The sequence below is a fragment of the Paenibacillus camerounensis genome, from assembly GCF_000723885.1.
GTDB classification, from domain to species: Bacteria; Bacillota; Bacilli; order Paenibacillales; family Paenibacillaceae; genus Paenibacillus_AQ; species Paenibacillus_AQ camerounensis.
Map to the genome: position 1 here is coordinate 25,136 of NZ_CCDG010000006.1, position 14,642 is coordinate 39,777.

At 39.5% G+C, this 14,642-nt stretch carries 16 protein-coding genes and 1 pseudogene; 1 reads left to right on the top strand and 16 read right to left on the bottom strand.

Annotation, left to right across the window (positions count from 1 at the left end; translation table 11 throughout):
- Positions 1–876 precede the first annotated feature (876 nt).
- From BN3772_RS01885 to BN3772_RS01960, 16 genes and pseudogenes are all read right to left on the bottom strand, one after another.
- Positions 877–1,293: pseudogene (locus BN3772_RS01885) on the bottom strand (HXXEE domain-containing protein); the annotation flags it as partial.
- Between the two features lie 115 nt (positions 1,294–1,408).
- Entirely contained in the window at positions 1,409–2,272 is an 864-nt protein-coding gene (locus BN3772_RS01890) for an aldo/keto reductase (RefSeq protein ID WP_042196095.1), read from the bottom strand.
- Entirely contained in the window at positions 2,269–2,658 is a 390-nt protein-coding gene (locus BN3772_RS01895; protein ID WP_042196097.1) for an ArsR/SmtB family transcription factor, read from the bottom strand. The genes BN3772_RS01890 and BN3772_RS01895 overlap by 4 nt, the downstream gene beginning before the upstream one ends.
- A gap of 873 nt (positions 2,659–3,531) precedes the next feature.
- On the bottom strand, positions 3,532–3,930 hold the full coding sequence (locus BN3772_RS01900) for a site-specific integrase (RefSeq protein WP_244444656.1): 399 nt from the start codon (positions 3,928–3,930) through the stop codon (positions 3,532–3,534).
- A gap of 169 nt (positions 3,931–4,099) precedes the next feature.
- Entirely contained in the window at positions 4,100–5,503 is a 1,404-nt protein-coding gene (locus BN3772_RS01905) for an MFS transporter (protein WP_042196102.1), read from the bottom strand.
- Between the two features lie 114 nt (positions 5,504–5,617).
- The gene (locus tag BN3772_RS01910) at positions 5,618–6,271 is read right to left on the bottom strand and encodes a nitroreductase family protein (protein ID WP_042196104.1); all 654 of its coding nucleotides are present in this window, start codon (positions 6,269–6,271) and stop codon (positions 5,618–5,620) included.
- A gap of 488 nt (positions 6,272–6,759) precedes the next feature.
- Positions 6,760–7,326 (bottom strand): thioredoxin family protein, encoded by a 567-nt coding sequence (locus BN3772_RS01915; RefSeq protein WP_042196106.1) that lies wholly within the window; start codon positions 7,324–7,326, stop codon positions 6,760–6,762.
- Positions 7,327–7,383: 57 nt separating this feature from the next.
- Positions 7,384–8,094: a DsbA family oxidoreductase gene (locus tag BN3772_RS01920; protein WP_052380332.1), complete on the bottom strand. Its 711-nt coding sequence runs from the start codon at positions 8,092–8,094 to the stop codon at positions 7,384–7,386.
- Between the two features lie 24 nt (positions 8,095–8,118).
- Positions 8,119–8,547, bottom strand: coding sequence for a MarR family winged helix-turn-helix transcriptional regulator (locus BN3772_RS01925; protein WP_042196108.1), 429 nt, complete (start codon positions 8,545–8,547; stop codon positions 8,119–8,121).
- A gap of 143 nt (positions 8,548–8,690) precedes the next feature.
- On the bottom strand, positions 8,691–9,029 hold the full coding sequence (ytxJ, locus tag BN3772_RS01930; RefSeq protein ID WP_042196110.1) for a bacillithiol system redox-active protein YtxJ: 339 nt from the start codon (positions 9,027–9,029) through the stop codon (positions 8,691–8,693).
- Between the two features lie 61 nt (positions 9,030–9,090).
- On the bottom strand, positions 9,091–9,390 hold the full coding sequence (locus BN3772_RS01935; RefSeq protein ID WP_042196112.1) for an antibiotic biosynthesis monooxygenase family protein: 300 nt from the start codon (positions 9,388–9,390) through the stop codon (positions 9,091–9,093).
- Between the two features lie 60 nt (positions 9,391–9,450).
- A complete protein-coding gene (bshA, locus tag BN3772_RS01940) occupies positions 9,451–10,617 on the bottom strand; it encodes an N-acetyl-alpha-D-glucosaminyl L-malate synthase BshA (RefSeq protein ID WP_042196114.1) in 1,167 nt (388 codons plus the stop codon).
- A 67-nt stretch (positions 10,618–10,684) separates the two neighbouring features.
- Entirely contained in the window at positions 10,685–11,407 is a 723-nt protein-coding gene (locus BN3772_RS01945; RefSeq protein WP_042196116.1) for a 3-ketoacyl-ACP reductase, read from the bottom strand.
- A 74-nt stretch (positions 11,408–11,481) separates the two neighbouring features.
- Positions 11,482–12,045 (bottom strand): thioredoxin family protein, encoded by a 564-nt coding sequence (locus BN3772_RS01950; RefSeq protein WP_042196118.1) that lies wholly within the window; start codon positions 12,043–12,045, stop codon positions 11,482–11,484.
- Between the two features lie 30 nt (positions 12,046–12,075).
- Positions 12,076–12,786, bottom strand: a complete 711-nt coding sequence (locus BN3772_RS01955; RefSeq protein ID WP_052380333.1) for a DsbA family oxidoreductase — start codon at positions 12,784–12,786, stop codon at positions 12,076–12,078.
- Between the two features lie 305 nt (positions 12,787–13,091).
- Positions 13,092–13,610, bottom strand: a complete 519-nt coding sequence (locus BN3772_RS01960) for an NAD(P)H-dependent oxidoreductase (RefSeq protein WP_042196120.1) — start codon at positions 13,608–13,610, stop codon at positions 13,092–13,094.
- Positions 13,611–13,861: 251 nt separating this feature from the next.
- On the opposite strand from BN3772_RS01960, the gene BN3772_RS01965 reads away from it, so the two are divergent.
- Positions 13,862–14,311, top strand: a complete 450-nt coding sequence (locus tag BN3772_RS01965) for an RrF2 family transcriptional regulator (protein ID WP_042196122.1) — start codon at positions 13,862–13,864, stop codon at positions 14,309–14,311.
- Positions 14,312–14,642 lie beyond the last annotated feature (331 nt).

Consider the following 14,642-nt stretch of genomic DNA (forward strand, 5'->3'; position numbering starts at 1 on the left):
GTCAACCTTCATTCCATATAAACCGCAATTACGTTTATAACCTCACGCGGAGACAATCTATCACCTCTTTCCTTCTACTCGGTGCGCACTTGTCCTGTTTCGTAGTTAATGGCATGGCATAATGAATGCAACGGGCTGAAATAACTGTACTTTCTGCAATTAGACCTGGCTGATTCGCTCCGCTGCAGGTTTTAACTGCACTCTATACATTTATATTTGCCAAAAACGCCTGAAACCGGCTTTTTCGAGGAAAATAGATGTACAGAATACAGTTATATCCTTAAAACGACTAAATCCCCCTGTTTTAATTGTACAAAGTACACTTAAAAACTTATTTGACTGTGAACCGACTGACTGAGGTTAGCGTTTGAAAGGGGAGATCCATCCGCTGCCCAACGCTAACCTAAGGCGGGCGGGAACAGGAGCCCTTTTGTTAGTTTCTTAATGATGTTCTATACAGGTGAAATCTTTGCTTTAAGAATTAGTTCCTCAGTGCCACTATTCCATCCGGAATATTGTTTATTAATACAAATTTCGCACTAACAACCTGCTGTTCAAATCGGAAAACTATGACTCCAGCAGCTACGGTCTGTCGGCTGAATAGGATGCTCCATCAATAACAAATACACGTCTGAATGTACCGTTTAAGTGCCGCCAAGAAAGATAGTACAACCCCTATGAGTAACAGCGCTTGAGACCAATTTATCAGTGTCCGTATATCGCTTTCTCCGTTTTCTCTTTCTGATAGTTGGGGCTGGACAAGACCTGTTTTGAGACAAAAGCCCGCAACCTTGCCTATCTGGCCGGGTGCGGGCTTTTGTGCTTAGAAAGAGGATACTAATGTCACGTTCAAATAGCTCATCTATACCCAATATACTAAGAAGAAGCTATTTTGCCGCCAACCTTAAACAAAACCGGAATAAGTGCTATTAAAATAATTCCTACAAGCACTGTTGATATCATTAACGCTCTCCATATAATCAAATGATGTAAGAACATCTGATAAATAACGAATGAATTTATAGGAATGTTAAGTAACAAGCCAGTAAGCAGTCCAGGTGCATACTTTTTCATCAAAATGGTCGCTATAAGGTGTGGAAAAATAGTATTTAAAATCATCGAGCCTAAAAATCCAATAAAAATCCATTTTACAAATACGGATTCTGGTATATATAAATAACTGAATGCAGATAAATAAGCCAAAATAGTTATAACAATAACAGCAAAATGAAATTCACTTGAATTAACTGGCTTATGAAACCCTGAAGATTTCTGTGACCATTTAGGCAGCCACGTGGGGCAGTATTTCTGAAAGAAGCATTATTACTTGGGATACGCTTCTCTACACTACAAGTAACGGCAATTTTAAAGTTATCTTTTTTCATGATGACCGTTTCTTTATACGTTATTATGGACAACTGAATAGCTTTATAAATTTGACGTAAATCGGATTAACCATAAGACCTGTCGGGCTTACGGAGTATCTTTTTCCCGTGTCCAAGCGGCGAATCTGTTCCCTTTCCTCTGCGCTGAGCTCAAAGTCGAATAGATCACTGTTCTCCTTTATTCTTTGAGGATTTGACGATTTAGGGATCACAATAACACCTCGCTCCAGATGCCAGCGCAAAATGATTTGTGCAACCGACTTACGGTGGCGAAGAGCAATTGCAACCAGCTCTGGATGCTCCAGCAGTGCTTTGCTCCCCTGTCCCAGCGGGCCCCAAGCCTCATGCAGAATCTGATTCTGAACCATATAATCATGTAAGTCACGTTGTTGGAATTCCGGGTGTGTTTCGATCTGATTCACCATCGGTACAATCCGGGCATGTTTCTTGAGGCGCTCCAAATGCCCGATCCCGAAATTAGCTACACCTATGACTTTGATCCGGCCTTCGTCGTACAACTCTTCCATCGCTTTCCAAGCATCCACATAATGAGCACCGGCAAAATGAATCAAATACATATCCAGATACGTTACGTTCAGTCTTTGGCAAGTTTGCTCAAATGACTTTTTCGTCGCCTGGTACCCGAGATCCGTCGTCCATGCTTTCGAGGTGATGAAGAATTCCTCTCGGGGAATATCACTTTTTTGAATGACTCGGCCCAGAGCTGCTTCATTACCGTAAATCTTCGCGGTATCGAAATGGCGGTATCCGATTCGAATCGCCTCTTCAACCGTTATTTCGAAAGCTTCCCCTTTCTTGATCTTGTATAAGCCGAATCCGAGTTGCGGAATGTCGACTCCGTTTGATGCTTGGATTGTATGTTTCATTCAAAAGCGTCCCTTTCATTGGTACCGGATTGTGATTCCGTTGCTTGCTCACAATGTTCAAAAAGCTTATCGATTTCTTTCACCAAGTTTTTCAACAACATCAGCTTACTCCCAGCGTCCAGACGATAAAAGTTACGGGTTCCTTCTTTGCGAACGCTGATAATCTGCGCGTCTTTCAATATCTTCAGATGATGTGATACAGCAGGCCGGGAGAGGTGCGTTCGCACTCTGATCTCCCCCACACGCATGCCAGATTTCTGCGGCCCTTGAATCAAGGCCAATAAGATAGCCTGCCGAGTCTCGTCTCCGATTGCATTCAGCACCTTCTGGTTGTTATGAAATTCGATCGCGATCGTATTCAAAAATTCCTGTTCTACGGAAATCACCCCTTTTCGTTGAAACGTTTAATTCTTTTGACGAATATAAGATACCACGATCTCAAACACAGCAGTACTTCGGGAAAGAAAATACAGAACCTATTTTTTACAATTTCACATAATCCCCCCGAAACTCTAGTTCATAATTGAAATTTTCGCATATAGCTTTTTATGCCTCGTTGACCTAAATTTAACAAAGTACAACTACTGTAATGAAATAAAAACCAGTAATAGCAAGGATTTCGCTACTACTGGTTTTTATTTCATTCTCAAACATATACCCAAGAAAGTCTCATTTATAGACCAAATCAGTCTCAAGTAAAGCCGTTACTTACAACTCACAATGTGAGTAACGGTTATAATTGAGACTGAAAAGCAGCTAAAAGGCTGCTTTTTTCAATATATATATGAGACAATTAACAACTATAGATGAGATAAATCGTATTTATGAGTATTGCAATTGAGATAATTCGTAAATAGCAAATATGAAAATGAAGAGATGCAGGTTGGTACTAAAGAAATCATTTAAAGCAAATCTTTTTCTACTAACGTCTGCACAGCTTTCTCAGGTGTTATAGGTGTTTTTAATGCTGCATATACTTACGAAGACTCTTCTAAGAACAATACCTTTAATTCTTTATTATCTATACAAACACGCTTGTCCTTCAAAAGAACAATACGCTCATCTAAGTGTTGGTATGGCCATACGTTTCACTGGATTGGTATCTGTTACAAACAGGGCTTTACACGAATCTTCTCGACTATCTAAATACTTTTTCAACCATACTTTGCACCCTTTCCGTTTACAATGGCCGAGCAGTTTTCCCAGTTCAAGTCCTCAATGTTTAACTTATCCACCTCACCTATACGACATCCTGTACTTTATAGAAATTCTAGAAGAGCTCTTTCCCGTAGGGTCTGACAAGAGATCTTTAAATGAATTATATCCTCTTCCTTTAAAAACTCGGGTATCCGCTTCTCCATTTTAGGCTCACGTAGTTTAATGGAATGATTGCTTAATAGATAAGTTTCTTCATACACGAATCGAAATATGGAACGTACAAAACGGATAAGGTGCCCTAGGCTTCTTGGTTTTAAACGATCTGATTGCTTTGCTAAGTATTCCTTTAGGAGATTTAGAGTTAGTACCGAAATATCTAGATCTCCTAGATCAGAAATCAACATTTCGAGTTGTAAAGCATACGCACGCAATGTATTTGGGCTAAATCCTTCAATTTGTTTATCTGCTTCATAATGATTCCAAAGTTCACTTAAGATCATAAAAAAACCTTCTATAAGAGCAATTAATTCTAGTTTGCTTCAAATAAGAGGTTTTAGAGTGGGGCTATTTAACTAACATTTCCCGTTAGTCGAACAAGTACATCCAATTAAAAAACAGCTGCACTAACTAGCCCCCTAAGATCAACGTGTTGTACTGACTTCCCCTTCTTCATTTGATCCCCCTCGGTACTTGTTTCAAAGCTGCGAATGAGACAATGATACCGATAAGAGTAATTACTGCCGAAATAATGAACACGGTATGGATAGCAGAATTCAGCAAAATCGGGCTCATCGTCTCCAGTGTGGAATCAGAACCCAGGGATACTGAGATAATTGCCATGATGATCGCAAGCCCAATCGCTCCACCTATCTGCTGACCGGTATTTATCATCGCTGAGGAAATACCTTGCTCGCTCGGATTGACTCCCGTACTACCGGCAATAAACATTGTGGTGAAGACAAGGGCTCGCCCGATACCAATAATAATCGTCCCAGGTATTATCCCCCAGGCACTCCCCAAGGGTGATAACTGGGTCAGGAGCAGGAATCCGATACCTCCAAGTGCCATTCCAGATGCAATGGTCCCGGCTAGACCAACTCTGGCTAGCATAGGATTGATAAGTTTTGCTCCCAAAAACGCACTCAAGGTGAGCGGCAGAAAACTAAACCCTGATTGAATGGCCGTGAAATGCAAAACATTCTGTGTATACAACGTTAAGAAATAATAGAGCGTACCGAACGAGGCGGAGAAGAGAAAGGCAACAATTGCGGCACCAGTTAGGTTACGATTACGGAACATACGGAAATTGATCAATGGCTTTTGAACGTGCTTCTCAATAAAGATAAAAACTACTAAAATCGCTGCTCCGATTACTAGAAATATCAGGGTACTCGTGCTGCGCCACCCCGAGATGGGAGATTGAATGAGGTAATATACCACGAAAAGCATACCAACTGTAATTGAAAACGTTCCTCCGATGTCAACATGTTTGTGACCATTTAGCACAACACTTTCTTTAAGCACAACCGGAGCTAGCAAGAGGGTCAGAAGGACGATTGGTACGTTTACAAAAAATGTCGCTTCCCAGCTGATGAAGTTGGTAAGCACGCCCCCAAGTAGCAGGCCAAGAGACATGCCGACGCCCCCCATAGCAGCCCAGATTCCCATCGCCCGATTCCGTTCCGGACCTTCCTCAAAGTTAGACGTAATTAAAGACAACGTTGCAGGAGACAGAAGCGCTCCCCCGAAACCCTGCAAACCTCTGGCTATAATAAGCATGAGTTGGGTATCGGCCAACCCACCAAGCAAAGAACCTAACCCGAACAAGGACAAGGCGATCATGAACATATTGCGTCGTCCCATTAAGTCTGAGAGTCTACCCCCGAGTAACAGGAAACCTCCAAACGTTAATGAATATGCGCTGACGACCCATTGCAGATGGCTAGCAGAGAAGCCTAGTTCTTCACCAATTGAAGGCATCGCTACAAAGATAATCGTATAATCTAGAGCTATGATTAGTTGGGAGATGGCTAGGACTAGAAGTGCTCCGCCTTTAATGCGGCCACTATTCATTTCTAATTCCTCCATTTAGACGTGAACAAGGTTATTTCCTATTTGGTCTATAGTTTAATTAAATACAACGGCAGCCAATTTCCTCGCCGGCTGCCGTTGTATTTTAATATTTTCTTATTTGAACTGATTCCAAGTGAGAACATCCTCAACGGGAAGGCGTGTAGAGCGCCGCCCAGGCTGAATACCTTTACCGATTGGAAGGATAATCAACGGAAGGAGATTATCCGGAACGTTGAGCAGCATTTTCAGTTTCTCTTTATTGTATCCACCCATCGGAACCGTATCGTAGCCCTTGGATTTCGCAATCAGCATGAGTTGCATCGCCACAAGACCAGCGTCAAAACTTACGGATTCATGAAACTGTTCTTTAGGAAGTGCCTGATAATATTTCGTTACGTTTGGCACGTATTCGTCTTTAAATTCTTTTGGCATATACCCAGCTTCGACAGCTGATGTGAAAATTTCATCTAACTTATCGTAAAACTTCATATCACTTAATATCACGAATACGGCCGAAGCATCCTCAACTTGCTGTTGATTATCTGCTACTATCTTCAACTGTTTTTTCAACTCTTTATCAGTTACGACAAGAAAGCGCCAGCTTTGTGAATTAGAGCTAGAAGGCGCCTTGACCGCTAGCTCGATCATTTCATTGATTTCCTCTTCAGAAATAACGAATTCAGTATCAAAATGGCGGACTGAATGACGCTCTCTCATTAATGTATATAAGTCGTTTGAAGGCAAAACGGAATTGTTATTATTCGTCATTTAGAACAGCCCCTTAATTAGTAGTGTTTAATCCATTCACTTAAATTTAGTAAGTATAAGTGTTTAAAGTTGATGAAGGTAAAATGCTGCAGTAGTTTTTGTCTACATATTACATCAATCAAAGTTTAATACTTATTTATTTGCAGTCCAGCAGAGACTTAAGAGACTAGTACTCGTTTATAAATATGAATTACCCGATACTATATATTTGCTTCTATCAAATAAATCATAGATGCATGTAGCATACATCGTACTGTTATATTTCCAAAACATATATCTAACCCCTTTCTTATTCTCAAAACTCCAAATTAAGAAAATCCCCAAAATGATCAGAGTAATCTCTATCTTGCATTGGATTGTAGGTGTTTTTTATGGTAAGATTTGAGGGTAAAAAAGCAGGACTTCTGTCTGCTCTTACCAAAGGAACTATTTACGTTAGCGCCGCCCGCGCCGTTAATGGGTTCCTTTTTTTCCAGTGTTTTTACATTTTATACCTCGATAAGTTTACTTTTCACACTTTCGATTACCGTACGCCAGATAGCCGGATCTGTTGTAATATTCTCTTTGAAATTTCCATATACAATTTTTTGCTGTTCTGCGAAATCTGCCGCATCGCTTGCAGGCAATTGGTTGCGTACCTCTGCAATCAAATCTTGCACTTCCGGCGAGCGTGGGCCCCAAACTTCCTCCATTTCACCTGATTCGTTGATAAAGATGAAAATTGGAATTGCTCGTGACACTCCGTTAGTCAAGTACTGATCCATGAGCTCAAGATTTTCATCCCGGATCAAGAAGCGCATTTCAATATTGCTTTGTTCCGCAATTTTTTGCACAATTGGCACGTTTAAAGCTGCATCTCCGCACCAGTCTGCTGTCAATGCTATCCCTCTTAAATTACGCTTGGCAACATTATTCCATACAGCCAGATCTTCTGATGTAAACACAAGCTGTTCATACACCCGATCAACTGCCTCGCGATTTACATTCATTGCTTCCACATATTCCTTGTAAGTCATCCCTTTGTCAAACCATGTGTTGTGATTAATTGCCGACATTGTTTTTCCTCCTATAAAAATGGTTTTATTCTACACACTTGAAAACAAGAATTGTTATTAAATAGAACATCCTTGTGGACCACATGTTGCACTGGTCTCACCGAAAGTTTCCAGTGTTGGTTTAATTCCTAATTCTTCTTTTAGTTTCTCAAACACCTCTACATATACTTCCTGAGGCTGAGCACCCGACATTGCATATTTATTATTGAATACATAAAATGGTACCCCAGTCACGCCGATTCGAGATGCTTCAAGTTTATCTTTTTGAACTTCCGAAAGATAAGCCGTTTCATCATTAGCAATTTTTCGTACAGCTTCTTCGTCCAGCCCTACTTGTTTTGCAATTTCCACTAATTGTTCAGTATCTGGCAAAAATTTATTTTCGGTAAATATGCTATAGAATAAACGATCTTGCAAAAGATCTGCTTTACCCATCTCTTGAGCGTATTTTGCGACACGATGTGCCTTGAGTGTACTCTGACTCAATAAGTTATCGAAATTGAAATCAATACCAAGAGATTTCCCTCGCTCAATAGGGCCTGAAATCATTTCAAGTACCTTAGCAATAGGCTGACCCAAATGTTGGCTAAAGGCCTCAAGCATTGTTTGTGTTGGCGTAGTTGGAGCATCTGGCATCAGCTGAAATGCTCTATAATTAATTTTCACCTGATCTTTGATGCCTGTGCTTACCAAAGCCTTTTCTAGTTCACGTCTACCGATGTAACAGTACTCACAAACAAAATCAGTCCATATATCGATTGTAATCAATTGAATTTCCCCCTCTATATTTCATCAAATTTCCTCTAGGTTTATTTTCATTTTGTCTAGAAGCAATAATAGTTGCTCAATATCTTCTTCTGTAAAATCATCAAATAACTTATTGTTAAAATTATTTCTGCTTACCTGACATTCCAATGTTTCCGTCTTACCCTTATCGGTTACTTGAACGAGCATTTCTCTATTATTTGACGGGTTACGTTCTCTATAAACATATCCTTCTGCTTCTAAAGCCTTTAATTGTCTTGTAATAGCAGCATTGTCAATATTCATTATTTTTTGTAAATGAGTTTGAGTATACTTTTCGCCATCAAGTAAATAATGAAGCAATTCATACCGAGAGAGATTGAAGTTCGTAGCTCTTTCAAATTTTGTATTTAATTGATTATTGAGCATTCTCAACAAAAATGTAGTTTTCAAATAACTTACGTAGCATTTTTCCATAAAATCATACCTCCTTTATTAGCAATGAATTGACCTTTTCATATTTGACACATCAATTCTTGATGTAGCAAATCGTAGGACTAAACGCCATTTTTGTCAATCCTATTTGTATATAAAGGCCGTGCTTTATTATCCAGTTCTCATCAATCCAATACAGCGGAAATATGGGCTTTGGTAACGGCCCAGTGAGTAGCGGACCAGTATTTACTTTCATCCTTAATAAGGATAATTTGAGGTGATTCGTGTTTAACATTTAGATTTTCTGCAATCTGATTTGAAACTGCACGTGATTCAATTACCTTAACAACGTGATAGTCAATATCTTGTCTTGGACTCCCCTTCAAATATTCTTCAAATTCTTTAAGCGCGTTTGCACTTACGGGACAGGTTGTACTATGCTTTAGAATAACCTGATCACGTTCGGAGGATTGTTTAAGGATATTGTGCCATTCTTCAGGCGTTGTTATTTCTTTCCAAGACATGTTTTAATTCCTTCTTTCTATTCTTTAGATTGAAAAAATTGAAATTCTTGACCGATGTCGGTTATACGCCTGTCTGTACATCCCAGTGACGGCTAATCGGATCTTCAGCAAATAGTGCGAAGAGCTCAACCGGAGTGCCTTCTTTACTGGAGCGGAAATCTAAATACGCGGCATGATCCGACGCCTGCTCCCACACAGTAAGGATATTAACAACCTTATTGTCCTCGGTACTGCGCAAAACCGTAGCAGAAAGGTTTCCTTCAAACGCTCGTGTGGCTTTCAGTGTCTCCCGAATGACGTCGTTTGCACGGTCGAGAGCCTCCTTGCGAATTTCGAACTGGAGATCTACATAGTGTGACATTTTTAGTTCCCCTCTTCTTTTAAATAAATGATTATTGTAATCCCGATAACGAAACGTCAATTAGTAAGCCTCGCTCTCGAGTTTTTGCAACTGTTTATCAGGATTCATAACACGATAATAAAGCCGTTCATATTGTGCCACAATATGACCACTATCGAAATATGATCGTGCTCGTTCTATGCCTGCTTGCTTGAAGCGCTCATGTAAACCAGTGGTGTTCAGAATTTGAATAGCTTGGTTAGCCATCCCCTCCACGTCACCGATTGGACTCAAATAACCTGTTTTACCATGTTTAATGACCTCAGGAATACCACCAGTATCTGAACCCACGGTAGGTACACCTGATGCCATTGCTTCTAATGCTACAAGTCCGAAGCTCTCTTTTTCGGAAGGTAATAGTAGAAGATCGGCAATTAAGTAAAGCTCAGTTACCTGATCTTGTTTCCCAAGAAACTTTACTTTGTCCTCCAATGCTAAAATCCGAACTTTTTCGTTCACTTTCGGCAGATCAGGACCATCCCCAATAAGGATCAGTTTCGACGGAATGATTTTATTAACTTTAGAAAAAATATCTATAACATCCTCAGTCCTTTTTACAGGCCTAAAGTTAGAAATATGAATTAGGATCTTTTCATGCGGATCAGCAAAATCAATACGACTGAATGCACCTCTAGGCATAAAATCGTTAGCATCCACAAAGTTATATATACGTTCAATTGGAATTATTTCACCAAGGAGCCTATGCGTTTGAAGAATTAAATCGTTTGATACTGCAGTGACAGCATCACTATTCATTAACGAATACTGAATAATGTCTTTAAAAGAATTCTCTTGTGCCAATACTGTTATATCAGTCCCATGCAATGTTGTGATGACCTTTAAATTGGTATTCACCATTTGCTTAGCCAGGAGTGCACTTGTTGTATGAGGAACCGTGTAATGAACATGTAGTAAATCTAAGCTAAAATCCTTCACGACGCTTGCCATTTTACTCGCTAAAGAAAGACCGTAAGGAGGATACCGAAAAACGTAATAATCACTAACTTCAACTTCATGAAAGAAAACATTTTTTGGTAAACGATTTAATCTAAATGGTAAACTTGAAGAAATAAAGTGAATTTCATGTCCACGCTTTGCAAGCATCAACCCTAATTCGGTTGCTACAACACCAGAACCACCTAACGATGGATAACAAGTAATTCCTATCTTTAACTTTTGATTAGACAAAAGCGCACCTCACTTCTGTCATTCTGTATAGAGATTTTTTTGAAAAATCCTCTTTTTGTATCATTATTTATTGGGGGTTAGTTGTCCATATTCCAGCTGTCTTCACAAAGACACGATCGGACAGCTTGAGTGTAGCCAGCGCTAGTTCAGCCACATCTTCCGGTTGCATCATGTGGTCTTCGTCTCCAATCTTGTTTAAACCAACTTTGGCGGCTAGCCCAGTGTTTACTGTACTAGGGGTTAACGCAGTTACCCGAATATTAGACTTACGAACCTCCTGCATTAATGACTCAGTCATGCCTAATACTGCAAATTTTGATGCGCAGTAAGCAGAACCCGTAGCAAAGCCTCTTTCTCCTGCAGTCGAAGCGATATTTATGATGCTGCCGCTGCTCTGGTGTATCATGCTTGGGAGAGCGGCACGTGTTACGTAAAATGTACCCAAAACGTTGACATTCAAGATACGTTCCCACTCTTCTGGGTTCATATCGACGAGAGTACCAAAGCTGGCGATTCCTGCATTGTTGATTAAGATGTCCACATTTCCAAGCTCCAATAGGAGTGTATTCACTGCAGTCTCAGCTTGTTTGCGGTCAGCGATATCTGCTACTTGAATGGTTACCTTTACCCCATAGCTCTCTCTCAAGGATTGCTGAAGAATTTCAAGGTCTGTAGCAGTACGGGAAATTAGTCCGAGATGGACACCTTCTTTTGCCAATGATTCAGCAATAGCACGGCCAATGCCCTTACCTGCACCGGTAATAATAGCTGTCTTGTTCTTTAAATCCAAAATAATCATCATCCTTAAAAGTTAAATATAAATATCTACTATTGACCTTGTTTCCTTCTAAAGTTGAGTATCTGTTAAGGTTTCAATTTAGCCTTCACGCTCTCGATTACAGTACGCCAAATACTAGGATCTTCTGCAATATGATCTTCAAATTTTTCATATGCGATTAATTGTTTTTCTTTAAAATCGGCTGCATCTTTTTCTGGCAATTGACTGCGTATCTCTGTAATCAAATTCTGTACTTCTGGTGAGCATGGCCCCCAAACTTCCTTCATTACACCTGCCTCGTCAATAAAAACAAAAATTGGGATAGCTCTCGAGGTTCCGTTCGTCAAGTACTGATCCATAAGCTCAAGGTTTTCATCCCGGATCAAAAAGCGCAATTCAATTTGGCTTTGCTCCGCTATTCTTTGTACGATGGGCACGTTCAAGGCAGCATCTCCGCACCAGTCGGCAGTCAATACAATCCCTCTCAAATTACGCTTGGCAACGTCATTCCATACCGCAAGATCCTCTGGTGTAAAGACAAGCTTCTCATAAACACCATTAACTACCTCACGCTTTACTTTCATCCACTCCAAATATTCGGCGTAAGTCATGCCCTTTTCAAACCATTGATTATGAGTAATTGTTGACATTGTTTTTCCTCCCAGGAATTAAATTAATTATTAGATTGAACATCCCTCTGGACCACAAGCTGCACTGTTCTCACCAAAAGTTTTGAGGGGAGTTGTCATTCCTAATTCTTCTTTTAACTGATCCAGTAACTTAGCAAACACTGCTTGAGGTTGGGCTCCAGATACAGCATATTGATTATTAAAGACGTAATAAGGTACACCTCTTACACCAAGTTTGGCTGCAGCATTTTTATCGTTTTGGACTTCTGATAAATATGCAGTTTCATCATTAGCTACTTTTCGAACGGCTTCTTCGTCTAAACCAACTTGTTTTGCAATTTCCACTAATTGTTCGGTATCAGCCAGAAATTTATTTTCGGTAAAAAGGCTATAGAACAAACGATCTTGTAAAAGCTCCCCTTTACCCATCTCTTGAGCATATTTTGCTACACGATGGGCTTTGAGTGTACTCTGACTCATTAAATTATCGAATCTGATATCAATACCAATAGATTTAGCTCTCGCAATAGGTCCAGAAATGATTTCGTGAATCATATGGATCGGCTTGCCCACATGCTGGCTATAGGCCTCAAGCATAGTTTGTTCTGGTGTAGTCGGAGCATCCGGCATTAGCTGAAATGCTTTATAGTTAATTTTAACTTGGTCTTTCAGCCCAGTACTTACTAATGCATTTTCTAACTCACGTTTACCAATGTAGCAATACTCACAAACAAAATCAGTCCATATATCAATTGTAATCAATTAAATTGCCTCCTTATTTATTCAGATGAATTGATTCATCAACTATTGATGTGTCAACTGTTGATGGATCAAATATACATTTGTATTTCTTGTTTGTCAATTTATTTTTTCTTCATGCCTTACGTTTATAATATCCAATCATTAGTAAAAGATTGTATGTATCCAGAAAACCTGAATTTTAAAGTTTTTCTTTCCTCTTAACTTATGTTAAGCATCCGTGTACATTTCGTCTTTCAAGCAGTAATCAACATTCCAAGAAAAAAAGAGCTCCTTTACTCTTAGTAAGGTAGCTCTTTTTCTGATCATTAAGATAATACAGCCTTTAAATATTGGCGCGCGGAGATTTCAATATCCTCATCACTTAGTTCTGGAGTACCGTATTGAACGAACGGCGGAAGTAATTTAATACCTATATACTTGCTCAATGCCTGTATAGGTCTTAACAGTTCCTCCATTGAATAACCAACTAGACCATCAGGCTCAAAATATTTTTTGGGTGTGCCTGCCGAGATAGCCAACAATAGTTCTTTGCCCATCAATTGGGAACCAGTTGCTCCACCAACCCAACCTGTTAGTACCCAATCCTGCCATTTCTTAAGAAGTGGAGGTGTGCTGTACCAGTAAAGTGGAAATTGAAACACAATACGATCATGTTCTGATACAAGCTGCCGCTCACGTTCTATATCAATCTGTTCATTTGGATATTCTTTATACAAATTATGAATGGTCAGTTCACCTGAGTATTTGTTTAGTTCTTCCACCCATCGTTTGTTTACAATCGATTGATCTAGATTGGGATGTGCAGTTATTACTAATGTCTTCATTGTCAGTTCCTCTTTCTAAAGTTAGATTAGCAAACTGTAACCAAAACAGTTACTGTAACCATTTTAGTTTCACTCCATTGATTTGTCAAACAGACTTTTACATCTGTTTAGGGCTATATATATCCTTTTCATACAATTATTAGAGGATTGAGTTTTTTTGTTAATATTATTTTGTACTCATTTACAATTTGGACACAGATCATTTCTGCTATACTGTAGTTACAGTAAGACTTAAAACGGAGGTTAACGAAATGTCTGCAAGTTGGTTTCCAATGGCAGTCCATGCCTTGTCACTGCTCTCTACATCTCAAGAGGGGTTCTCAAGTGCTTATATTGCATCAAGTATTAATACGCATTCAGTATTTTTAAGACGTGTATTAGCAAAGCTCGTTCACAATGGTCTTCTTGAAACAAAGGAAGGTGGTGGAGGTGGATACCGACTAACCAGATCCCCAGACCAGATCACGCTCGCAGAAATTTACACACTCCTTGAAGGTGGTTCTGTTATATCTGCAAGTCCGGCTGAGCCCAACAAAGAATGTATCGTAGGATCTGGTATTCAGCCTGTTTTTCAAGATGTAATTAATCAAGTAGACAAAGTTGTTATGGAGAAGTTAAGCCAGTTTACAATTTCTGATATTTCAAAACGTGCATTGATAACAGGGAATTACGCAATACCAACCATTGAAGATCATCTTTGATGGTTGGTTTTGCTTGAATTATCTTTTCATCAGAATACCTTTTAACTCAAGAAGTGGAAGCGGGCCATCAGCTTTTGCTCAATTTAAGCTATTAAGTTTACTGCTTAGCTCTCTTTCCAGGGAGTCCTTTTAGACTAATTATTCAACGTAATAGTCAAGTCAAAATTAGCTCACCCTAATATTTTTCAAGTCCGAGTTACTTTGTATTTTCCCCTTCTCGCGATATATTCAAGATCTCTCCTCTAGTTACATATTTCAGTTTTTGGTTGTTTTAGAATTTCTCCTCTTAGGTGTATTCTTTTCTTCTCAAACGTGATAACTACCTTTTAGC